This is a genomic window from Deltaproteobacteria bacterium (assembly GCA_016933965.1).
GTDB lineage: Bacteria > Desulfobacterota > Syntrophia > Syntrophales > UBA2210 > JAFGTS01.
The window spans coordinates 22,391-43,011 of sequence record JAFGTS010000029.1 but is presented as its reverse complement, the minus strand read 5'-3'; the positions used below and the strand labels follow the sequence as shown (position 1 = coordinate 43,011).

19 protein-coding genes and 1 pseudogene are annotated in these 20,621 nt (G+C 57.5%); 3 read left to right on the top strand and 17 right to left on the bottom strand.

Features of this window, described 5'->3' with window-relative positions:
• Nucleotides 1-128: 128 nt before the first annotated feature.
• From JXO48_06910 to JXO48_06895, 4 genes are read right to left on the bottom strand one after another with little or no spacing between them, the layout of a single operon-like run.
• The gene (locus tag JXO48_06910; protein ID MBN2283603.1) at nucleotides 129-1,166 is read right to left on the bottom strand and encodes a spermidine/putrescine ABC transporter substrate-binding protein; all 1,038 of its coding nucleotides are present in this window, start codon (nucleotides 1,164-1,166) and stop codon (nucleotides 129-131) included.
• Nucleotides 1,163-1,933 (bottom strand): ABC transporter permease, encoded by a 771-nt coding sequence (locus tag JXO48_06905; GenBank protein MBN2283602.1) that lies wholly within the window; start codon nucleotides 1,931-1,933, stop codon nucleotides 1,163-1,165. The genes JXO48_06910 and JXO48_06905 overlap by 4 nt, the downstream gene beginning before the upstream one ends.
• Nucleotides 1,930-2,835, bottom strand: coding sequence for an ABC transporter permease (locus tag JXO48_06900; protein MBN2283601.1), 906 nt, complete (start codon nucleotides 2,833-2,835; stop codon nucleotides 1,930-1,932). The genes JXO48_06905 and JXO48_06900 overlap by 4 nt, the downstream gene beginning before the upstream one ends.
• Nucleotides 2,825-4,003, bottom strand: a complete 1,179-nt coding sequence (locus JXO48_06895; GenBank protein ID MBN2283600.1) for an ABC transporter ATP-binding protein — start codon at nucleotides 4,001-4,003, stop codon at nucleotides 2,825-2,827. Before JXO48_06895 ends, JXO48_06900 begins: the two co-directional genes overlap by 11 nt.
• 202 nt (nucleotides 4,004-4,205) lie before the next feature.
• Between JXO48_06895 and JXO48_06890 the strand changes: the two genes are divergently transcribed.
• The 3 genes from JXO48_06890 to JXO48_06880 are packed head-to-tail and all read left to right on the top strand — an operon-like array spanning nucleotide 4,206 to nucleotide 7,792.
• Nucleotides 4,206-5,354, top strand: coding sequence for an acyl-CoA dehydrogenase family protein (locus tag JXO48_06890; protein ID MBN2283599.1), 1,149 nt, complete (start codon nucleotides 4,206-4,208; stop codon nucleotides 5,352-5,354).
• Nucleotides 5,355-5,386: 32 nt separating this feature from the next.
• Nucleotides 5,387-6,163: an electron transfer flavoprotein subunit beta/FixA family protein gene (locus tag JXO48_06885; protein ID MBN2283598.1), complete on the top strand. Its 777-nt coding sequence runs from the start codon at nucleotides 5,387-5,389 to the stop codon at nucleotides 6,161-6,163.
• Between the two features lie 6 nt (nucleotides 6,164-6,169).
• Nucleotides 6,170-7,792, top strand: coding sequence for an FAD-binding protein (locus JXO48_06880; protein ID MBN2283597.1), 1,623 nt, complete (start codon nucleotides 6,170-6,172; stop codon nucleotides 7,790-7,792).
• Nucleotides 7,793-7,818: 26 nt separating this feature from the next.
• Here JXO48_06880 and JXO48_06875 read toward each other — a convergent pair whose 3' ends face one another.
• The 13 genes and pseudogenes from JXO48_06875 to JXO48_06815 all read right to left on the bottom strand — a co-directional run bounded on the left by JXO48_06875 (nucleotide 7,819) and on the right by JXO48_06815 (nucleotide 20,613).
• Nucleotides 7,819-8,739, bottom strand: coding sequence for a hypothetical protein (locus JXO48_06875; protein MBN2283596.1), 921 nt, complete (start codon nucleotides 8,737-8,739; stop codon nucleotides 7,819-7,821).
• A 54-nt stretch (nucleotides 8,740-8,793) separates the two neighbouring features.
• Complete coding sequence (locus JXO48_06870; protein MBN2283595.1) at nucleotides 8,794-9,132, bottom strand: hypothetical protein; 339 nt, start codon at nucleotides 9,130-9,132, stop codon at nucleotides 8,794-8,796.
• A complete protein-coding gene (locus JXO48_06865; protein MBN2283594.1) occupies nucleotides 9,132-9,713 on the bottom strand; it encodes a glycogen-binding domain-containing protein in 582 nt (193 codons plus the stop codon). Before JXO48_06865 ends, JXO48_06870 begins: the two co-directional genes overlap by 1 nt.
• Nucleotides 9,710-10,186, bottom strand: a complete 477-nt coding sequence (locus JXO48_06860) for a sigma-70 family RNA polymerase sigma factor (protein MBN2283593.1) — start codon at nucleotides 10,184-10,186, stop codon at nucleotides 9,710-9,712. The genes JXO48_06865 and JXO48_06860 overlap by 4 nt, the downstream gene beginning before the upstream one ends.
• Before the next feature lie 108 nt (nucleotides 10,187-10,294).
• A complete protein-coding gene (locus JXO48_06855; protein ID MBN2283592.1) occupies nucleotides 10,295-11,860 on the bottom strand; it encodes an acyl-CoA carboxylase subunit beta in 1,566 nt (521 codons plus the stop codon).
• A gap of 33 nt (nucleotides 11,861-11,893) precedes the next feature.
• Entirely contained in the window at nucleotides 11,894-13,456 is a 1,563-nt protein-coding gene (locus JXO48_06850) for an AMP-binding protein (protein ID MBN2283591.1), read from the bottom strand.
• A gap of 98 nt (nucleotides 13,457-13,554) precedes the next feature.
• A complete protein-coding gene (locus tag JXO48_06845; protein MBN2283590.1) occupies nucleotides 13,555-14,355 on the bottom strand; it encodes an enoyl-CoA hydratase/isomerase family protein in 801 nt (266 codons plus the stop codon).
• 34 nt (nucleotides 14,356-14,389) lie between these two features.
• Nucleotides 14,390-16,051, bottom strand: a complete 1,662-nt coding sequence (locus JXO48_06840; protein MBN2283589.1) for a VWA domain-containing protein — start codon at nucleotides 16,049-16,051, stop codon at nucleotides 14,390-14,392.
• A 14-nt stretch (nucleotides 16,052-16,065) separates the two neighbouring features.
• Nucleotides 16,066-16,914 (bottom strand): MoxR family ATPase, encoded by an 849-nt coding sequence (locus JXO48_06835; protein ID MBN2283588.1) that lies wholly within the window; start codon nucleotides 16,912-16,914, stop codon nucleotides 16,066-16,068.
• A gap of 93 nt (nucleotides 16,915-17,007) precedes the next feature.
• Nucleotides 17,008-17,346: pseudogene (locus JXO48_06830) on the bottom strand (hypothetical protein).
• A gap of 60 nt (nucleotides 17,347-17,406) precedes the next feature.
• Nucleotides 17,407-17,625 (bottom strand): hypothetical protein, encoded by a 219-nt coding sequence (locus JXO48_06825; GenBank protein MBN2283587.1) that lies wholly within the window; start codon nucleotides 17,623-17,625, stop codon nucleotides 17,407-17,409.
• 37 nt (nucleotides 17,626-17,662) lie between these two features.
• Nucleotides 17,663-18,031: a hypothetical protein gene (locus JXO48_06820; GenBank protein ID MBN2283586.1), complete on the bottom strand. Its 369-nt coding sequence runs from the start codon at nucleotides 18,029-18,031 to the stop codon at nucleotides 17,663-17,665.
• Nucleotides 18,032-18,111: 80 nt separating this feature from the next.
• Complete coding sequence (locus tag JXO48_06815) at nucleotides 18,112-20,613, bottom strand: formate acetyltransferase (GenBank protein ID MBN2283585.1); 2,502 nt, start codon at nucleotides 20,611-20,613, stop codon at nucleotides 18,112-18,114.
• Nucleotides 20,614-20,621 lie beyond the last annotated feature (8 nt).

Sequence of the window (20,621 nt, the reverse complement as noted above, 5' to 3'; positions counted from 1 at the left end):
CTGAATTCACCGCCCGGTTAAAACAGATGTAGCCCCCGATGTAAAGAGTTTTTCGTTGTATAACGGCACCACGTGACTCCCTTCAGGATTTTCTTGACAAACCGCGTCACTCTTAACGTCTCACGCTTTCAGTTCGCCTTTATTTCGTCCCATACCTTCGTGTATTTGGCGTTGTCCTCACCCAGGTCATCGATGATCTCGCATTTCCCCTTGATATCGGCGGGAAGGAAAATGACGGGATCGTCGAGAACATCGCTGCTGAGCTTTTTGTAGCTCTCACTGTTGGGACACAGGTACATGATGAAGTTCGTGTTTTCCGCCGCAACGTCGGGGTCGTGTATGAAATTGATGAACCGGTGAGCAAGTTTGACCTCTTTCGCGTCCGCCGGAATGACCAGGTCATCGCAGGATATTGAAGTTCCCTCCATCGGGACGGCATAGGCGATATCCTCGTTCTCTTCCTGGACCTGCATGATATCGCCGCTGTATCCATGGACAACGACGAACTCTCCCGAGGCAAGACCCGTCTTGTATTGTTCGTTCTCGAATTTTGCCAGATTCTTTTTCCAGCGGATGACCACGTCCCGGGCCGCCGCAAGTTGCTCTTCATCTCTGGTATTGATGCTGTACCCGAGATATTTCAGGGCGGCCCCGATCGTCTCCCGCATGTCGTTCAGCATGGTCATCCGTCCCGCGAGGTCCGCGCGGTCGAACATGCTCCAGGAGGGGATGAAATCGGGCGTCCTGCTCTCCAGGTAGGCAATGACCGTCGTTGTCAGCATGTAAGGCACGCTGTAGTCCATCCGCGGGTCGAGGGCGACCTTAAGATATTCGGGATCGACATATTGAATATTCGGCAGCAGGGCATGATCGAGGGATCGAAGCATTCCCTGGTCATGCATGATCTTCACCATGTAGCTGCTCGGCATGAGAATGTCATACCCGCCACCGCCCGCCTTGAGCTTGGCGTACATGACCTCGTTGGAATCAAAGGTGTCGATCACGACCTGGCAGCCCTGTTCCTGTTCGAACCGCTGGATCAGTTCGGGTTTGATGTAATCCGCCCAGGTGTACACATGCAGAACCGGCTTGGACCGGCTGCACCCGGAAAAGGCAAGGAACAGCGCCGAGATGACCATCACGGACAGTACAATTGTTCTTTTCATTGTTTTTCCTCCGTCAGGTGTTGACTTATCCATACCGCCAGGAACGTGACCACCAGCAGTATCGTCGACAGCGCGTTGATAAGCGGCGGCGAGCCGTGCTTGATCATGCTGTAGATCCGAATGGGCAGCGTCGTCGAGCCGGGACCCGCGACGAAAAAGGTTATGACGAAATCATCGATTGAAAGAGTGAAGGCGAGCAACCCCCCGGCAATGATGCCCGGTGCCAGGAGCGGCAGGAGAACGCGCACCGTTGTCGTCCACCAGTCGGCACCGAGGTCCTGGGCCGCTTCAACCACGGAAAAATCAAAATCCTGCAGTCTCCCGAGTACGACCATGGCCACGTAACTGATACAGAACGTCACATGGGCCATGAAAATGGTCAGAAGTCCCAGGTTCATGCCGACGGCGACGAAAAAGAGAAGGAGACTGATGCCCATGAGGATCTCGGGCATGACCAGAGGAGTGTAGATAAGCATGAACTGGGCTCGTTGAAAGCGCGTCTCGTACCGGTGAAGCCCGAAGGCCGCCAGGCTCCCCAGAACGATGGAAACGGCGGAAGAGCTGAAGGCGATGATGAGGCTGTTCTTCAGGGCATGCCATATCTCCCGCTCGTGGAGGAGCCTTGCATACCAGTGGAGGGTCCACCCCTCCCAGGTGCTGCCGAAACGGGATGCATTGAAGGAGTTGATGATCAGCACCAGTATGGGCAGATAAAAAAAGACCAGGACGGCGACGGTCACGATAAGGGGCACCCTGCTCCGTTTCATGCGCTCTCCTTCACGATCGTCTCGGGTTTTTCTCTTCTCTTCTGCATGAAAACCACCGCCGCCATGGGAAGAAAGACGGCGAGGGTCAGAAGCGCCGAGAGACCGCTCGCGTGGGGCAGATTGCGATCGACAAACACCCGCTGGGCGATCTTGTTGCCGATCATTTCCGCATCGGCACCTCCCACGATGTCGGGTATCAGGTAGGAACCCAGGGCGGGAATGAAGACCACCAGAACCGCCGTCAGGATCCCCCGCCGGACCCCCGGAAGGAATATCCGGTAAAATCCCTGCCACTGCCTGGCGCCCAGGTCCCTGGCCGCCTCGATCAGGTGAAAATCGAATTTCTCCGCCGCCGCGTAGATCGGGAGAATGGCAAAGGGAAGAAATGAGTATACCATGACGAGAAGCACCGCCCAGGGATTATACAGGAGGGAGGTACCGGCGTCCACGAACTGAAAAAAGGCCAGGCATTTCTTGATCAGACCCTCGGGGTGGAGGAGCACTTTCCACGCGAATATCCGGATGAGGAAGCTCGTCCAGAAGGGAATGATGACCAGCAGGAGGAGCGTCCGCCGCCAGCGTTCCCCTGCCCGTGCCATGTAATATCCCACAGGTGTGGCGAAGAGAATGCACACGGCGGTGGTAACGACGCTCAACCACACCGTGCGCCAGATGATCGCGGGATAGTTGGGGTTTCCCAGGCTCCGCAATGTTTCAAGGGTCCAGCCGGCGCCGACGCCCCCGTATGGGTCCGTCGGTCTGAACGTGATGGCAAAGATGATGAGTGTCGGTATCAGGAACAGGATCAGAAGCCACAAAAACGAGGGAAGCGTCACCATCAGCTCGCCGGCGGACGGCCCGTAGTTGTTCGGCTCCTTCAATTGCCGGCCGTTACTGTTCATCACTCTCCACCTCACCATTGAGTTCACCGATGGTTTCCGGCGGCAGTGCCACCAGTTGCTCGTCGGACTCGCTGTAACGCTCCAGCATGAAGCCGTCATCGGCATGCCAGGAGATCCACACCTGTTCCTCCCAGCGGATCGGCTTTTCATCAAGAAGGAACCGGCTGTGCTGCTGCACCACGGAGAGCCGGTATTCCTGCACCCGCACCCAGTATTTCGTCATCAGTCCCTGGTAGATGACGTCTTCAACGATGCCCGGCACAATGTTGTGCTTGGCGCTCAACTGGGGCCGCTCGCGGGATATGTGGAACTTTTCGGGACGGATGCTCAGATTGACCGAATTGCCCAGTGAAATGTGCTTGTCATTAAAGCAGAGGACGTCGGGAAACCCATCGAGGGCAAGCCGGCTGTATTCCGGATTGACAATCTCGGCCACCCGCCCTTCGAAGAAATTCGTATCACCGATAAAGGCGGCCACAAAACTGCTTCGAGGCGCCTCATAGATCTCCGCCGGCGTTCCGGTCTGCTCGATCACGCCGAGGTTCATGACCGCGATGCGGTCGCTCAGGCTCATGGCCTCGCCCTGGTCATGGGTCACATAGAGGAAGGTAATGCCCACCTCGTCGTGTATCAGGTCGAGCTCCATGAGCATCCGCTGGCGCAGTTTCAGGTCAAGCGCCGCCAGTGGCTCATCGAGCAGCAGCACCCGGGGCCTTTTTATGAGCGCCCGGGCGATGGCGACACGTTGCTTCTGGCCGCCGCTGATCTTTTCAGGATACTTCTGGGCCTGATCTTCCATCTGAACCAGGGCCAGCATCCGGTCAACCTCGTTTTCGATCTCCCGCTTCGGCCGTTTTTCAAGCTTGAGCCCAAAGGCGATATTCTCACGAACCGTCAGATGGGGAAAGAGCGCGTAACTCTGGAAAATCGTGTTGACCTTCCGCCGGTTCGGCGGAAGCGACGTGATATCCTCACCATTCAGAATGACCCGCCCTGAGTCGGGGCGTTCGAAACCGGCGAGAATGCGAAGCAGGGTCGTCTTACCGCACCCGCTCGGGCCGAGCAGGGAAAAAAACTCTCCCTGTCCGATCGACAACGATACGTGATCGACGGCGCGGATGCTGCCGAAATGCTTCGAAACATCCTGAAACTCAAGAAAATTCGCCACGTTATCCGCTCACACACGGGTCTTCCATAAATAATGGTGACGGCGAAATATAATTGAAGACTGAAGGCCTGTCAATTTTAAAACGTCTCTCACCAAATTATTGACTCCCCTTACAAATTCTGATAGCGTCCCGCCTTACCAGTGAAATCCAGCGGCACCGGGGGTGCCGCTCTGTCCATAAAGGAGAGGGAAGCCCGAAAGGATGAACACCTTTCTCACGGAAAAACAGCAGGTCCTCCGCCGTTCGGTGCGGTCCTTCTGCGAGAGGGAGCTTGGACCCATCGCGGCCCAGATCGACCAGGAAGCCCGGTTCCCCTGGGAAGTCGTGGAAATGATGGGCAAGCTCGGGTACTTCGGCATACAGGTACCGAAAGACCTGGGCGGCGCGGGTCTCGATTCCCTCAGTTACGCCGTGACCATCGAGGAAATATCGCGTGTCTGCGGAGCGCTCGGTCTCTGTGTCACCGTCCACAACAGCGTGGCCGTCTACCCCATCCTTCAATTCGGCACGGAGGAACAGAAGAAGCGGTGGATACCGCCTCTTGCCCGGGGCGAAAAGATCGGCGCCTTCTGCCTGACGGAACCGAACGCCGGTTCCGACGCGGCGGGCATCGAGTCGACGGCCCTGCGGCAGGGCACGCAATATGTTATCAACGCAAACAAGGTGTTCGTGACCAACGGCGGCGTGGCCGACATCTGCCTGATCTTCGCCCGGACCGATCCGGCGGCGGGGCGACGGGGGATCAGCGTTGTTGTGGCCGAACGGGGTGTTCCCGGTTTCGTCGTCGGTGATGTGGAGGACCTCTGCGGGGTCCGCGCGAACCCCGTCAGCTCGATCCGCCTTTATGACTGCAAAGTACCCATGAACAACCTGCTCGGAGCGGAGGGAATGGGGCTTACCATCGGCATGGTCGCCCTCGACACCGGCAGGGTGGGTATCGCCGCGCAGGCGGTGGGTATCGCACAGGCGGCCCTCGAAGAATCATCGCGATACGCCACCCAGCGGCGGCAGTTCGGGGTCGCCATCGGAAAGCATCAGTTCATACAGGCGATGCTCGCGGACATGGCGACGCAGGTCGAGGCGGCGCGGCTCATGGTGTACCGGGCGGCGCTGCTGAGGGACCAGGGGAAATCCTTTTCACAGGCCTCGGCAATGGCAAAGCTCTATGCTTCGGAAATATCGAGCACCGTTACGGACAGGGCCGTTCAGATCCACGGCGGCTACGGCTATTCGAAGTCCTATGCCGTGGAGCGATATTACCGGGATGCACGGGTCACCCGGATCTACGAGGGAACATCGGAAATTCATCAGATCGTCATCGCGCGGTCCGTCCTGAGCGAATACGAGTAACGGACGGGTCCGGCGGCAGGAAGGAACACTGCATGGGATTTCACATTATCGCCTGTATAAAGCCGGTGTTGACGAAGGCACCCGACAACGGGATCGTCCGGACGGCGGACACGGCAGAGATGAATCCCTTTGACCGGGTGGCACTCGAGACGGCGCTGACGATCGCCGGGGAACGCAAGGGCACCGTGACGGCCCTTTCCATGGGACCGGGATCCTGTGCCTTCGTGCTTTACGAGGCCATGGCCATGGGCGTTCACCGGGGCGTCCTTCTGAACGACCGGCGTCTTGCCGATTCCGATACGCTCGCCACATCAACGGCCCTCGCCGGGGCGATAACGGCCCTGGCTCCCTTTGATCTGGTCGTCTTCGGCACCAGAACGGCTGACAGCGACACGGGACAGGTCGGCCCCCAAACGGCCGTATCATTGAACCTGCCGCTGGTCACCGGCGCCTGCTCCCTTGCGGTAAGAAAGAAGACCCTGCGGGTTGAACGGAAAATGGATGAATTCAGGGAGATCTATGAAGTTGCGCTTCCGGCGGTGCTCACGATCGATCCTTCATCGGTACGACCCCGGGACATCCCCCTCAGGGGAATCGATGATGCATATTCCGAAAGAGGTATTGAGATCCTGACCCTCGATGACATCCCGATCACCTCCGCCTCGGTGGGAAGCGTTGGCTCTCCCACGAAAGTGCTTTCCATGAAACGGGTCTCACGGGAGCGACGGTGTGAATTCATCGAGGGAACAACGGAAGAACAGGCCGACCGGGTGGTCAAGTTGATAGGGGAATCCGGATTGGTCGGGTAAGCCATGATGGGAAGAAGAAAAGACCGGGAAATCTGGGTGTTCATCGACAGGAGAAACGAACGGCACTTCAACCTGAGCCTCCAGGTCATGGCCAAGGCCCGCAGGCTTGCCCGGACGGCGTCGGCAAAGACGGCGGCGGTCATTGCGGGGGATTCCGGAAAGCGTGCCGCCGGAGACGCGCTCGGTTGCCTGTCCGTCGATGAGGCATCCCGGAACTGCCTTTCCCATGGAGCGGACAGGGTTTACCTCTTTGACCATTCCAAGCTGGAAGATCCCCGGGCAGACCTGTATGCCCCCGTCATGTCCAATGCCGTTGCATCGGCGTCCCCCCTGCTGTTCCTCTTCGCCCTTACTGATTTCGGACGGGAACTGGCAGCCCGGATCGCCCGGCTTCGTGCCACCGGGCTGATCGCCGACTGCATCGACCTTACGTACAAGGACGGAGATTTCATTGCCGCCTGTCCATCCTGGGGCGGTGAGATCCTTGCCGAGATAACCTATGCCGGGGAATTTCAGGATACCGGCTTCGCCACCGTGCAACCCCAGGGTATTCAACCCGTTGAAACACAAGGTGTTCCGGGGACGGTAGAACGGATCGCCGTAAGGGATCTAGCAACCCCGCGGGGAGTCAAACTGCTTTCACGTGCGTACGAGGCAAAGGACCGGAAACGCCTGGAGGACGCTCAGGTCGTTGTCGTCGGGGGGGCGGGCCTCGGTTCAGCCGACGGATTCAGCATGGTACGGGAGCTTGCGGCCGCCTTGGGCGGCGACGTGGGCGCAACGCGCCCGCCGATCCTCCAGCACTGGGTGACGGAAGACCGGCTCATCGGACAGACGGGCAAGCGCATCCGGCCGCGGCTTCTCCTGTCGGCGGGCACCTCGGGAGCCGTCCAGTACACGGCGGGCATCATGGAATCGGGGACGATAATGGCCGTCAACCGCGACCCCAACGCGCCGATCTTTCAGGTGGCCGACGTGGGCATCGTCGCCGACGCGGCGACCTTTCTGCCGGTGCTGACGGCAAAGGTGAAACAGGTCCTGATGCGTACGCTGGCGGACACCCTCCAGGAAGTCACCCAGGAGGGAGAAAGACCGCTTTCGGGCTTCGGTGAGAAGCTGCTGAAGCTTCGGGAATCGCAGGGATGGACGAGAGAATCCCTCGCCCAGGCGACCGGGCAGTCGCCGGAATCCATCGAGCAGTTCGAAAAGGACGAGATCTCACCGTCCGTCGCCTTTCTTCTCCGTCTCTCCCGGGCGTTGAAGATCGACCCGAGCACATTCCTTCATGAGAGCGAGAAAACGGTCATCAAGGAACAGCGGGCACAGCAATTCACGAAACGGACCCAGAACTACTCATATCAGACGCTCACTCCGGGCGCCGTAAATGAACATCTCCGCTCCTTCATGGTCACCATCGACCCGAGGCAGGTTCACAAACCGGTGGCGTACAAGCATGAAGGGGAAGAATTCATCTACGTGATGGAAGGCGAGCTCGAACTGATCCTGGGAGGCCGGCCGCACAAATTGAAACCCCACGAGTCGATCCACTTCAATTCCGAAACACCTCACAAGCTGAAAAGCATCTCGGACGAGCCGACCCGCTGTCTTGTCGTGCTGTACACACCGTAGCGAACTCCGACCCGAACCGGCATTTTTCAGTTCCTTCCACTGCCCTTCCCGGAACCGCCATTTCCATGACCTCCGGAATTTCCACCGTCAGACCCGCTATTACCGGACCCGCTGCCACCTCCCGTACCGCCGGATGCGCCGCTGCCCGAACCGCCGGAAGATTCGGTTCCCTTTCCGGAGCCGGAACCGGATGAATCAAGACTTCCGGCCTGTTCTCCCCGTCCGATCCTCGCAGCATAGTTCTGCGCCAGCCGGTTGGGTTCCGATCGTTCGATCCCTCTCATAAAGGACGCTCTCAGCATGGCCATTTCCCTCACACCGAAACGATGCTGCAGCGCCTGCATGAGCGTCTCCGTTGCAAGGGACGAAGAGACACCGGCACGGGCCATATCCCGTGTCGTCCTGAAGGTCTCCTCCGCCAATGCTTCAACCTCCTCTTGTGTCCGGTCCCGTTTCATGTCACGCAGTCGAGTCACGAGCCGCTGGGCATCTTCAGGACCGAGTCCGGCGGCAAGGCCGTCGGCAAGAATATCGCCTGCCGACCGCAGGTGTGACCGTTCCTGCACAAGCAACCCCACCTTCTCATAGGCATACGCGTACCGCGAACGCACCGCCTCCATCGCACGGACCACCCTGTCGGCATGAACCTTCTTGGCCATGCCTTCATACGCCTTGTTCATGATCGGCTCCAGGGGCAATCCCTCCGAGGCCGCGTCTTTCAAAACCCCCTGGGCTCGCAATGTCAGTTCCTCGCTCATGTGACTTCCGATCATTGCCTGTGTCAGATGTACTGCTGCATCTTCATCCATCCCGGCAGCGATCAGGGCCCTGGTGCCGTTCATGATCCTCTCCGATGCCTGATCTGAAAGACCGTCCTGAACCACATCGCCAAAGGCCGGTGCCGCGCAGAAGAAGAGCAGTGTCACCAGAACGCATATTTTTTTCATATCTCGATTCCTTTCAATCATGTTTACTAGTGTAACGATCATCGCGACGATCGGTTACATGCCCGGCACATAGAGACAGTTTTCCGATCCGAGATCATCCCGTTCCCTGAACCGGCACGCCGGCACATAGACCTCCCCATCCACGACATAGAAATACCGGAATTCCACATTTCCCCCGGGCAGAACGATCTCCCAGTCACCGCCCGGTCGTTTTCGTGCCTCATGGAGCACAAACCCATCCAGTGAAGACGCGAAATATACTTCCCGAGCCGTGTCCTTCCTGAGATAGAGATGCACCGTGTCACCGGTGAGTTTATAGGAGTGCACGGAACATCCAGCACTGAGAAGCACCGGAATAAGAATGAAGAAACAGCTCATTTTCATGCTCAGCATTATACCCCCACGCGCAGGATAGAGTTCTCGCCGCCGAAGTCGTCCCGTTCCCGTGCCAGGACCGTCGGGTCGGCATACTCCCGTTCACCGTCAAGAATGTAGACAAACCGATGCTCCCCCCCGGATACGTCAAGGGTGATCTCCCAGTAACCGCTCTCCGCCACCTGCTTGAGCGGAAGTGTTTTCCAGTCCGTGAAACTGCCGGCGATCTCTACAGTATTTGCGTCGGGTTCATAGATGACGAAGCGATGGGAAACCACCGGCGGCCTTTCCGTCACGGAAAGGGGCGTGAAAACCGAAAAAAGGACCACCACCAGGAGAGCGGCGGCAAGGGCCGATCCAAGCACACCGGCCGGGAGGAAGAACTTCCGCCAGCGGGGAAGGAGGAATCGTTTGCTTCCTTTATGAACAAAGGCGGGGGCATTCTCGATCAGGTCCGAGCGCAGCAGCTTTTCCTGTGAGAGAAGCCCGACGGTCTCATCCTTGAACGGCCTTTCTTCGTGGATCAGCCGGACGAATTCCATTTTTTCGTCAATATCCATTTCATCATCGATGAACATGCTGATCAGATAATCCTTCATGCATCACCTTCCATCATCAATTTTTTCAGCGTCACCCGCGCCCGGTGAACCCGAACCTTGACGTTCGTCTCGCTGAAACCGGTCATATCGGAAATATCGCGGTATGAAAACTCACCGTCCAGTACCAGGGCGAGAATGTTTTGATCATCCTTGTTCAGTTTCTGTATGGCTTTCAGCACGTTTTGATATTCTTCCTTCACGACGTACCGCCTTTCGGCGTCTTCCGAACGATCGGGAGTATCATCCCCGACCTCTTCTTCCATCTTCCTCTTTCTCAGGTGATCGATAAGGACGTTCCTGGCGATCCTGTACAGGATCTTCGGATTCTTCTCTCCTTTCCCGTATCGCGCGTAATACCGGGTAAAACTCTCCTGCATGATATCACCGGACAGATAGTGATCTCCCGTCAATCGCATGATATAGGAAAAGATCCTGTCCCTGTACTCTCTGTAAAATTCACCGGAGCGGTCCATGTTGCCATTATAACGTATGAATCGGGGAAAGGTTACAGATTTGTACCTCTTTTCAGCCCCCAACTGGAAGATTGTTTCCTCTGGAAAAGGTGATGGGGGACCTGATGGTCACACGGGCATGTTCCCGTGACGCTTCGGGTACCGCGGCGGTCGGCGTTTCGTCGACAGGAATCGCAGGGACCTGATAAGGGCCCGCCGTGTGTCGCGGGGTTCTATGACATCATTGATGAAAGGATTCGCCGAGGCTTCCCGCAACGGGTTGGCGTACCGTTCCCGGTATGCCGAGAGGAGCTGTTCCCGCATTTCCTCGGGATTTTCAGCCTTTGCAATGGCATCACCGAAATAGAGCTCGACCGAAGCCTGAGCCCCCATGACACCCAGTTCGGCCGTCGGCCAGTAATAGAGCATGTCGGTTCCCGTCTGGCCCGGTATGACGCCCATTCCCAGATTACCACCCCCGTAAGCCTTGCGCATCACGAGTCCGATCCGGGGCACCGTCGATTCGCAGAGCGCGTAGAGGACCTTGGCGCCATGCCGTATCAGGCCTTTCTGTTCCTGGTCCTTTCCCGGCAGATAGGCCGAAGTATCGACGAGCATGATCAGGGGGATATTGAAACAGTCACAGAACCGCATGAACCGGGTCTGTTTGTCCGAACTGTCCACGGTCAGGCACCCCGCGAGCACCCGCGGCTGGTTGGCGACGATCCCGACCGCCATGCCGCCAAGCCGCGCAAACCCCACCACTACCTCCGGGGCGAACTCGGCCTTGATCTCGAAAAAACGACCGCCGTCGACAATGCAGGAAACGGCCTTGCGTACATCATATGCCCGCGAAGACGAGGAAGGAACGATGTCGATCAGTTCTTCCGTCGATCGTTCCGGGTCATCACCGGCATCAATAGTTGCCGGGCTTTCATCGGCATTCTGCGGCAGGTAGGTCAGTAGTTCCTTGACGGCATCCAGAAGTTCCCGTTCACCGGGAAACCTGCCGTCCGCCAGTCCCGATTTTCTGCAGTGCATTTCGGCCCCGCCCAGTTCATCCTTGGTGACGGTTTCCCCCGTCACGACACCGACGATGGCGGGACCGGTGACAAACATGTGGCTCTGCCCGTCCACCATGTAAATGAAGTCCGTCAGGGCCGGTGAATACACGGATATTCCCGCGCAACTCCCCATGACGGCGGAAATCTGCGGAATCAACCCCGAGGCCTGGGTGTTGGGATAGAAAACGGCACCACCGTGTTTTTCCATGGCCTCGCCGAAAACACTGCGGGAATCCATGTCCGGTACGCGGGCGCCCGGAGAATCGAGGATACCGATGCAGGGAACTCCCATGTCGAGCGCCCACTCAATGGTCCGGTACATCTTGAACCCGTGCATGGGGCCGATGGAACCGCCCCTGACCGTCGTGTCCTGCGCATACACACAGACCGTCCTGCCCGCGATGGTCCCGTGTCCCGCGACAAGGCCGTCTGCGGGAATACCTTCCAGATGGCCGATCACGAGGTTGTGTTCCACAAAACTTTCCTCGTCCAGGAGATATGCCACCCGTTCCCGGGCCGACATTTTTCCCTTTTCATGGAGCCGGGTGATCTTTTCATCACCACCGCCCTGCCGGGCCGCGGCTTTTATATTTCTTACCCGTTCCAGGCTTTCACGATATCTGTCATCCATGACCGGACCTCTTTGCCGCGCTTTGCGCAGGCCTCATGCATACCGTTTCTTCAATTCCCCCTTTTTCACCTTCATGGTCGCCGTCAGCGGCAGTTCATCCATGAACCTGATCCTGGTGGGGTACTTGTAACGGGCCACCTTGCCGTCGAGAAAACCAAGAACTTCTTCCTCCGTCAGGTTTTCACCCCGAACGGGAACGATGAAGGCCATTCCCGTTTCACCCCACTTGTCATCGGAGACCCCGATAATAGCCACCATTGAGATCTTCGGGTGGAGGGCGAGTATCTTCTCGACCTCGGCGGGATAAACATTCTCGCCGCCGCTCCTGTACATATCCTTCGCCCGATCGACAATGTAATAAAATCCCTCTTCGTCCATGTATCCCAGATCGCCCGTGTGAAGGACACCGTTTTCCATCACCTGCGCCGTCTCATCGGGCATGTTCCAGTACCCGCTCATTACGGTGGGGCCGCGGGCCACGATCTCTCCGATCTCACCCGGCGGCAGCCGCCTCCCATTGGAACCGGCGATCCAGATATCGGTGAAAAATCCCGGCTTCCCGATCGACCCGAGTTTCCGCTGTATGTCTTCCCGCGGGACCACCATCATGGCCGAGTTTTCCGTCTGACCGAATCCCTGCTGCATGTAAAGACCCCGCGCGGCAAGGTCCTCGAAGAGGCTGAAGGGTGTGCGCTCGCCGCCGCCCACAACGCATCGTACGCTGCTCGAGTCGATCTCGTCCAGTTTTCCCGTTTCAAGGATCATGCGCCACATGGTGGTCAGGGCAAAGACGATGGTGCCCCGGTATCGCTGGATATCCTCGGCGAATTCATTTGGATCGAACCCCCTGCGCATGACGATCGTCATTCCCATGCTCAGAGCGGGCGTGGTAACGATAAAGAGGCCCCCGGAATGAAAGAGGGGCATCTGCGCGATGATCACATCGGTGGGATGACCATCGATGAAGAGACCGATCTGGAAATTCTTGAAAAAGGTCTGCTGATGGGAGAGCACGGCTCCTTTCGGAGCACCGGTCACCCCCGAGGTATAGAGAATCGCGAGCGGGTCATCCATGGTGACCGGCTGGTCGGGGGACGGTTCCTCCGCGGACTGGTCGCTGACCAGTTCCCGGTAGTCACCGGCCCAATCGGGACACCGGGGCAGTTCAAGGCCGGGAAGTTCAGGACTTCCACTTCTCAGGTAGAGGAACTTGTCCTCCTCGACCTTCAGGCGGGTCCGGATCAGGTCCACACTTCCCAGGAACGAATCGTGAAAAACAAGCATCCGGGCGCTGCAGTTGTTGAGCTGATATTCCAGTTCAGGACCCGCCAGCCGCCAGTTCAGAGGAACAAATATGGCACCGAGTTTCGCCGACGCGAAATAGATCTCAAGGAATTCGACGCAATTAAGGAGCAGGACCGCGACCCGTTCACCTTTCTTGATACTCCGCTTCTGCATGAGGTGGGCACAACGATTGATGCCCTCGTTCAATTGCCGGTAGGTGACCGCTTCGTCCTCATACATGATCGCCGTACTGTCAGGAGACAGCAGAAACCGTTTGTAGGGAATGTATCCGATGCCCCATTGTACAGACATGATCTTCCTCCCTCCATGACCGGTGGTTCATTTCACCGGGTTCACCCGCCGGGAGCGGGCGCTCACCGGTCCGGTCCTTTTTCGTTGTTTTCAGCCACTCATCGTCCCGTGAATTTCGGCTTCCGTTTCTCAAAAAAAGCCGCCTGTCCTTCTTTCAGATCATCGCTGTTAAAGGCTTCCATGATGAGCCGCTCCGCTTCGGCAACCTGTTCATCACTCAGAACGACCGTATCACCGAACATGTTGAATATTCTCTTCATGCCTTTCAGGGAGAGCGGCGCCCGAGAGGCGATGTCACGGGCGAGTTCATAGGTGACGGATTCAAGCTGTGCCGCGGGAACAATATGATCGACAAGGCCCATGGCCAGTGCATCCTGCCCCCGGTAGTTCCGGGCGGCAAAAAAGACCTCCCGGGCCCGCGCCATTCCCAGGACCTCGACGAACTGCCGTATTCCTTCGGGATGATAGACAAGTCCGAGCCTTGACGGCGGCATACCCGCCCGCATGGTATCGACACCGATACGGATGTCGCAGCACATCGCCAGGTTGAGACCCGCGCCGAACACGTCGCCCCCGATCATGGCTATGGTGGGATAGGGGTAATTCCTCACGCCGTTCAGGGCAAGTTCCAGGGGGTTGCTGTTCTTCAGTATCTGCGCGATCTCAGGTGTCAGGTCCGTCGGGATCGCGGCGATGTCGTAACCTGATGAAAAGATGTTCCCGGCACCTCCGGTGATGACCACGGCCCGGACATTATCTTCCGCCGCCCACTCCCGCAGGGTCAGATGTACCTTCGCAAGCAATTCCGGCGAGAGGGCGTTCCTCCGTCCGGGCCGGTTGAATACGATGGTCCCGATATGCTCCTTCTGATCCGTTACAAGAATATGTTCTTCATTCATGGCTGTCTCCGCTTCATGAAACGCACCCCTGTCATCAGGGCAACAACCCGTACAGGAAGGACCGTCTCAGGAGTTTTTCGATCGCCTGGGGAAGCTGGTCGAAATGATCAAAAAACTGGATCGATCTGCCATATTGATCAACCATCGCTTTCCGGTCCCGGCACCCGCATCCCAGCGTGATCAGGTGAATGCCTTCCCGCGCGCAGAACTCGATCCCGCACTGCACGGGGACACCGAAATTCGATTCTCCGTCGGTGACGTGCACGAGGAGCCGGCGGGTGTGTTCGGAGGACATAAAAAGGGCCGCCGCGATGATCGCCTGTCCCGATGCGGTCTGTCCTCCGGGCGGCACGGAAAAGAGCCGCCTCCCCTTGATAAGCCGGGAAATCATGCACACACCGTCCCTTTCAAAGTAGGCATAGGCCTGGAGTCGGCTCTGATGTCCCAGAAGCGCCCGGTGAATGGTGGCAACGGTGTTCTCTACGATGCGCCAGGTACTCCCTCTCATTGAACCGCTCGCATCCATGAGAAAGGTCACGTTCCAGTCAAGGCTCGGTACGGTGCCGGCCATCTTGAAGCAGGCTCCTGTCGTGGCCGCCCGATAAAGACGGCGGGCATCGATAACACCGCTTGCAAGACCGCGGCTCACGGTACGCCGGCGTTTCGCGTACCGCCGGAATATTTCCCTGAGACGTCCCACAAGATGCCGGTCCACGACGGGATAGGCGGGGATATGATAATCCCACCGGGAGGTGGGGACCACATCATCGTCGTCGTATCCCGTAACGGAACGGATGAGCGGCGTGATATCCGACGACGTGACCGCCAATTCCGTTTCTATTCTGCGAAGAAGCACCGGGGGAAGTTCCTTATGCTCCCTCCCGGGCGGAACGGTGCCGCAGTGTACTCTTTCCGCCACGGCAACGGGGTACCATTGAAGTCTTTTATCGAGCACCATCCACGAAAAGAGGGACTCACCCAGGTCATTCCAGGTTTCACGATACAGTGCCGCGCGTCGTTCACACCGCGCGACCGGTCCGGTGCTTTCGTTCATCACTTCCATCAAACACCGGGAAAGAGACAACAATGCGCTGAGCGGTTCCCGGTAGACATCGTCCCCGGGCGACCCTTCATCCCTCTCCCAGGAGGCGGTCCACCAGAGATACATGAGCCGGTCGATGGACGGCGGGACCGGTTTCGCCTTCTCCCTCAGGGAATCGAACACGATGCGCCGTACCTTCGCCGTGTAAAGGCCGAAAACCGTTCTGTCAGCTGTCATATCGACATAGATGTCTTCACCGGTATGAATGATCTTTTGAAATATCACGAGTGGCACCGGGCCCATGCTCTGAAAATCCGGTTCCAGGCGCTTCCAGAGATACTCGCTCCATTCAATACGATGAAGCGCTTCGTGGGTCACCAGTCCCACCAGTTCGTCGACCCGTTCCGGCGGTACGGGGTATCGTCCCACCACAAGGCCCGGGTCTATGATGATCGAGGGGACTGCCCCGCGGGACATGCCCGGGTATTCGACGGTCCCGGCGTTCGGCCCGAGATGACCGGTCACCTTGCGCAGCGCCTTCAACAGGCAGGCAAGTTCCACGGATTCAAGCGTCGATGTGTTCCTGCGCCAGAATTCGGAAAGGCCTTCCATCCCGGAAGATACACCGGCCCTCTGTTCTGTTGACTCTTCCATGCCTGCTCTATTCATCAGTACAGGGCGTAGACCTTTGCCGCCTCCTTCTCCCTCAATCCCAGTTCAGCGTGCAGGGACAGCAGGACGGACTCGAGAATATCGGGGTTGATCTGAAGGCTGTTGATAAAAGCTTCCTTTATCGTTGCTCCCACATTGACCATTTCGGCTATCATCAGCGTATGTCTGGTCGATACGACCATCGGTTCCTGTGCATGGCCGCGGAGACGGTTCGCCACGTTCACGATCGTCAGCGCATCGGCCTCGTCGATGCCCGCCTTGAGGTACAGAACTTTCATTTCTACGTCGGCGGGCAGATAATCAAGCATCGAGACATAAAAACGGTCGCGGAGCGCCGAATCGAGCATTTCCGTCCCGATGAACTCATCACCCTCGTTAAGCGTGGCAAAAAAAACCACACCCCGGGCGACCGAAAGAAGACCGAGTTCATCGAGCCATACCTTTCGGTCTTCCGAAAGTACTGAAAAAAGCATGTTCAATGCCTTCGGGTGCTCGGGCCGGTTGATCTCCTCCAGGTGAATGACGCAACCGGGTGTCTGGATCGCTCGGGGAAAGAGAAATTTCTGATAGTACGTTTCACCTTCCCTGAGCCGGTGCTCTCCAAAAAGCTGTCCGGGTTCGGAAAGGATGCCGATCTGAAAAACGGCGAATGGCCGCTTGTTCCGGGCCGCGAACTGGCGGACAAGGGTGGATTTACCGCACCCCTGTTTTCCCGTCACCAGAACGTTCACGGGATGCCGCTGCGAGAGTTTCTCCACCCTTTCAAGGTTTTCAATGACCTCTTGCCTGAGAAAAAAATGCCGCTCCTTCTTCGGAACCGCCAAATCCCTGTCAGTCTGAGTCATTACGCCCCCTTTCGCAGATTCGAGATCACGTCGCAGCCATCCTGCCGGTCCCTCCCGTTGCCGAAAACAGCCTCTCCGCGCAACCTTGCACCATCAGAAAAAGAGTTCCTTCTGCCGCGCACGGAGAAATTCATTGAGCCGCTGTATGTTCCACCGCCTGTTCATTTCGTGAAGCGTTCTGATTATTCTCTTCGCCTCGGCCAGGCGTGCCGGCCCGTCGCCCCGGGTTATCAAGGCCAGTTCCCGGGAAAGCTCTCTCATCCGGGTTTCCTCATCTTCGAGGGACTCGGACCGGGAAAAAACGCATTCAGCCCCGCACCTGGGGCATCTCCGGAGATCAGATTCCCCGGTGGCCGGTCACCCGTTCCTGCACAGATAATCAAAATCCCGGTAGTCCCCGTGATACCCGCATATCCGGCACACAAGATCCATGGCACATCCCCCCTGCCCGAGGAACTCCCTGTACTTTCCGCGGAGATACTCTTCCCCGGTTCATGCGTCCTCCGCGAGGCCCTCGATGCCGGCCGATTTCCCCCACGGGGCCTCTCCCGGACCGACCGTCTGATTCGCCGTACCCGCCAGTTCATCGACGGCGAGCCAGGCCTGGCATTGTGTGCACTGCCTAATGCTTACCGAGGAATCAATGCGTGCATTATAAAGATATCGAAATTCCGCAACGGGAGCTTCGTGTCCGCATTCAGGACATTTCATAACGTCCTCCTTTTGCATTATTCTGTGAAGCAATTCCTCACTTGTCCCTGAATTGCCGTATGAACCTTCTGAACGCAGGATCGCTGCATTCATACCCGTCTTTGTCGATAAACTCGTTTCGCTCGTAATAGGTGCACCTCGAGGCATCGGTAAGGATCCTCATCATGTACCCGTTTTTCCCCTCCAGAACAAAGACAGGCGGATCACAGGTGATATCGGAACCCTCTTTCAAAAGCTTGCAGCTTCCCCTTCCATCGCTCGACCACGCGCTTTCCAGAAAGTGCTTGCACAGACCACAGGGTCTCTCCGGAATTGTTTCCGTATCTTCGACGGTGCTAAATTTCCCGGGCTGCAGGCCGAACACCCCTGATGCTTTTGCGTAATCCTGACGGCTTTTTCGCGCCATGTCACAGCCTCCTCGTATTCCTGTTCATCCGTGGGACGGACACTCTTTCACGGAAAGGACATACCCGCCTTTACCGCACCTTATCCCAGTCCCTGGACCGTCCGCTGTATGATGTTATCCTGTGTCTTGCGGCTGATATCCACGAAATGCGCGCTGTATCCTGCCACCCGCACGATGACCTCCTGGTATTTCTCAGGGTCTCTCTGGGCGCTTCTCAGGGTTTCATCGGACACGCAGTTGAATTGAACATGGTCCAGCCCGAGATCAGCCCAGGTCTTCATGTATGTCTTCCAGAGCTGGTATCCCTTTTCTCCGGCAAGCTGGGTCGGCGACAACCGCTGGTTCAGCAGAAAGGCCCTGCCGTCCGAAATATGGTCTATCTTGGAGCATGACTTCAGCACCGCCGTGGGTCCTTTCTTGTCAAGCCCCGGTCCGGGGGAAATCCCGCCGTCATAGAGAGCGTCACCGAGCCTGCGGCCGTTCGGCAGGGCCCCCACGATATTCGCGTAGTGGATGTTACCGCTGACGTTCTCGGGAAGGATTGGCCAGGTGTTTCCGCAGGGGCACTTGAGTTCCCTTGAGAACTTTGCCGCCTCGTGCAGGCAATCGAGCATAATGGCGTCAACGTAATCATCGTCATTTCCCCACTTGGGCGCATTCTTCACGAAATCCAGGCGCATTTCTTCCCTGCCCTCCCAGTTGTTCGCGAGGGCTTCCTTGAGCTCGGCCATGGTGTATTTCTTCTCATCGAAAACGAGTTTCTTGATCGCCGCCAGGCTGTCCGCGTTCTCCACCCAGGTGAACGCCGTTATCCACGCGTTGCCGCGGCTTATGGAAGGATCGCATACGTCCAGGCCGCTGTCGATCGACCGCTCCGATACCGCCGACAGAAATGGTCTCGGTGTCATCTTCGGTGCCAGTATCCGCGCCCTGTTCACCGGCCGGACAAGGATACTGAAGACGGTCTTCATCTGCGTCACCCAGGCATCGAAGACCTGCTCGTAACTCGTGTATGTGGCTGCATCCGGTGTTTCGGCACCGATCTGCATGTTCACGACAGGGTCAAACCCGCTCGTGAAGACATACTCGATTATCTTTGCGCAATTGACGGTAGCGTTCGCCATTCTCATGGGCTGAAAACCATGCTTGGTGCACGGCGCTGGAGACATGCATGCCTGGTGGGCCCAGGTCCGGGCCTCTTCTATGGGATGCCCGTGCCAGTTCATGGCATTCGCGATAAGCACCGGGTCATTCCGTATCGAAGGATATCCGAGGCCGTGCCGGATGCATTCAAAGATCTCTCTCATCACTTCGTCCGACACCTTTGGATGCCACCTGAACGCAAAGGTGGGATTCGCCACCCTTACCAGTCTCGCGGCTTCAAGGAGCGCGAGCGTCATGCCGTTGCACGCGTCACTGCCGTCCTTCTTGACGCCGCCCAGCGTCCACACCCATGTTCCCTCGATCCCCTGGAGCCCCTCGCGGGCCCATTTGACCTTGTACTGGGACACTTCCGCGGCACGGATAAGGAATTCACCGACGAGGTCAAGTGCTTCCTCCTTTGTCAGCGTCCTGTCGATGTCAACTTCCTTTTCATAATAGGGCCCGTGGTAATAGTCCGGTCTCGCCGGCCAGGCCCCCTCGATCGCTTCGTTTCTGCTGAAAAGCTGGATAAAGAGATCGTACTGGAGCGACTCCTGCAGGGTCCGTGGAGGCTTTGCAGGCACCCGTTCGCAGGTCTCTGCGATTTTCAGCAGTTCTTCCCGTCTGTCATTGTCGGTCTCGAAATGCTCCGCGATGATCCGCGCAAGCCGGGCATGACGTTTCGCGTGCCGGATACCGGCCTCCAGGGCTATCTTCATTGCTTCCCACATATTGATCTTGTCATAGAGATCGCTGATCTCTTTCGAAGCTCCCGGTTCATGCGCCTTCGCGTCGGCTTCATCGATCCGTCGATCAAGGTCTTCGATGATATCCTCAAAGGCATGCGTACCGGTCATGATATACTCGTAATCCTTTCCGGAGTAGCCCCCTCTGGAGAGCGGCACACCCCAGCCGATGGCGCCGGAGAGAACCTTCATGGCATCGTCAAGGTCCAGATAGGGCATGATCTTGTCCAGGTCCGATTTCCCCGCCCAGTAATCGGCCACCTCCGAGATCGTTTTCAGGCTCTCTTCCAGGGGCTCGGGGAGACAGGTCGGATCATTGACGACCTCGTGATTCAGTACCGCGGCAAGCGTGGGGTCCCAGGAGATCATGTTCGGCGCGCTCCCCAGATACCCGACGAGTTGCGCGTGGTCGGTAATGAAAATCGTCTTGTTGTCGAGAACATGGGCAAGTATCTGGGCGAACTTGATCACATAGGGGTCCGGGGACCTTTCAAGTTCTTTCGCCTTTTCGGTCTGCAGCACGGGACGCTCAAGATCGACATACAGTCCCTGGGGATACAGACCTCCGATGGCACCCTTTTTCCACATCGCCTTTCTCAGGTAGTCAAGCCGCGCCGAACGTTTCTTTTCAGCGACCCACCACCATTCTTGTTTTTCTTCCAGTTCTTTTATACTGACCGCTGTTTCCGCCATGACAATCC

What these genes read in the sequence shown, in the direction of transcription:
- JXO48_06845 (MBN2283590.1), bottom strand. Translation starts at nt 14,355, where the DNA reads ATGAATGAAGAACATATTCTTGTAACGGATCAGAAGGAGCATATCGGG.
- JXO48_06905 (MBN2283602.1), bottom strand. Translation starts at nt 1,933, where the DNA reads ATGAAACGGAGCAGGGTGCCCCTTATCGTGACCGTCGCCGTCCTGGTC.
- JXO48_06855 (MBN2283592.1), bottom strand. Translation starts at nt 11,860, where the DNA reads ATGGATGACAGATATCGTGAAAGCCTGGAACGGGTAAGAAATATAAAA.
- JXO48_06890 (MBN2283599.1), top strand. Translation starts at nt 4,206, where the DNA reads ATGAACACCTTTCTCACGGAAAAACAGCAGGTCCTCCGCCGTTCGGTG.
- JXO48_06820 (MBN2283586.1), bottom strand. Translation starts at nt 18,031, where the DNA reads ATGGCGCGAAAAAGCCGTCAGGATTACGCAAAAGCATCAGGGGTGTTC.
- JXO48_06880 (MBN2283597.1), top strand. Translation starts at nt 6,170, where the DNA reads ATGGGAAGAAGAAAAGACCGGGAAATCTGGGTGTTCATCGACAGGAGA.
- JXO48_06835 (MBN2283588.1), bottom strand. Translation starts at nt 16,914, where the DNA reads ATGACTCAGACTGACAGGGATTTGGCGGTTCCGAAGAAGGAGCGGCAT.
- JXO48_06815 (MBN2283585.1), bottom strand. Translation starts at nt 20,613, where the DNA reads ATGGCGGAAACAGCGGTCAGTATAAAAGAACTGGAAGAAAAACAAGAA.
- JXO48_06825 (MBN2283587.1), bottom strand. Translation starts at nt 17,625, where the DNA reads ATGAAATGTCCTGAATGCGGACACGAAGCTCCCGTTGCGGAATTTCGA.
- JXO48_06840 (MBN2283589.1), bottom strand. Translation starts at nt 16,051, where the DNA reads ATGGAAGAGTCAACAGAACAGAGGGCCGGTGTATCTTCCGGGATGGAA.
- JXO48_06860 (MBN2283593.1), bottom strand. Translation starts at nt 10,186, where the DNA reads ATGGACCGCTCCGGTGAATTTTACAGAGAGTACAGGGACAGGATCTTT.
- JXO48_06875 (MBN2283596.1), bottom strand. Translation starts at nt 8,739, where the DNA reads ATGAAAAAAATATGCGTTCTGGTGACACTGCTCTTCTTCTGCGCGGCA.
- JXO48_06910 (MBN2283603.1), bottom strand. Translation starts at nt 1,166, where the DNA reads ATGAAAAGAACAATTGTACTGTCCGTGATGGTCATCTCGGCGCTGTTC.
- JXO48_06870 (MBN2283595.1), bottom strand. Translation starts at nt 9,132, where the DNA reads ATGCTGAGCATGAAAATGAGCTGTTTCTTCATTCTTATTCCGGTGCTT.
- JXO48_06865 (MBN2283594.1), bottom strand. Translation starts at nt 9,713, where the DNA reads ATGAAGGATTATCTGATCAGCATGTTCATCGATGATGAAATGGATATT.
- JXO48_06885 (MBN2283598.1), top strand. Translation starts at nt 5,387, where the DNA reads ATGGGATTTCACATTATCGCCTGTATAAAGCCGGTGTTGACGAAGGCA.
- JXO48_06900 (MBN2283601.1), bottom strand. Translation starts at nt 2,835, where the DNA reads ATGAACAGTAACGGCCGGCAATTGAAGGAGCCGAACAACTACGGGCCG.
- JXO48_06850 (MBN2283591.1), bottom strand. Translation starts at nt 13,456, where the DNA reads ATGTCTGTACAATGGGGCATCGGATACATTCCCTACAAACGGTTTCTG.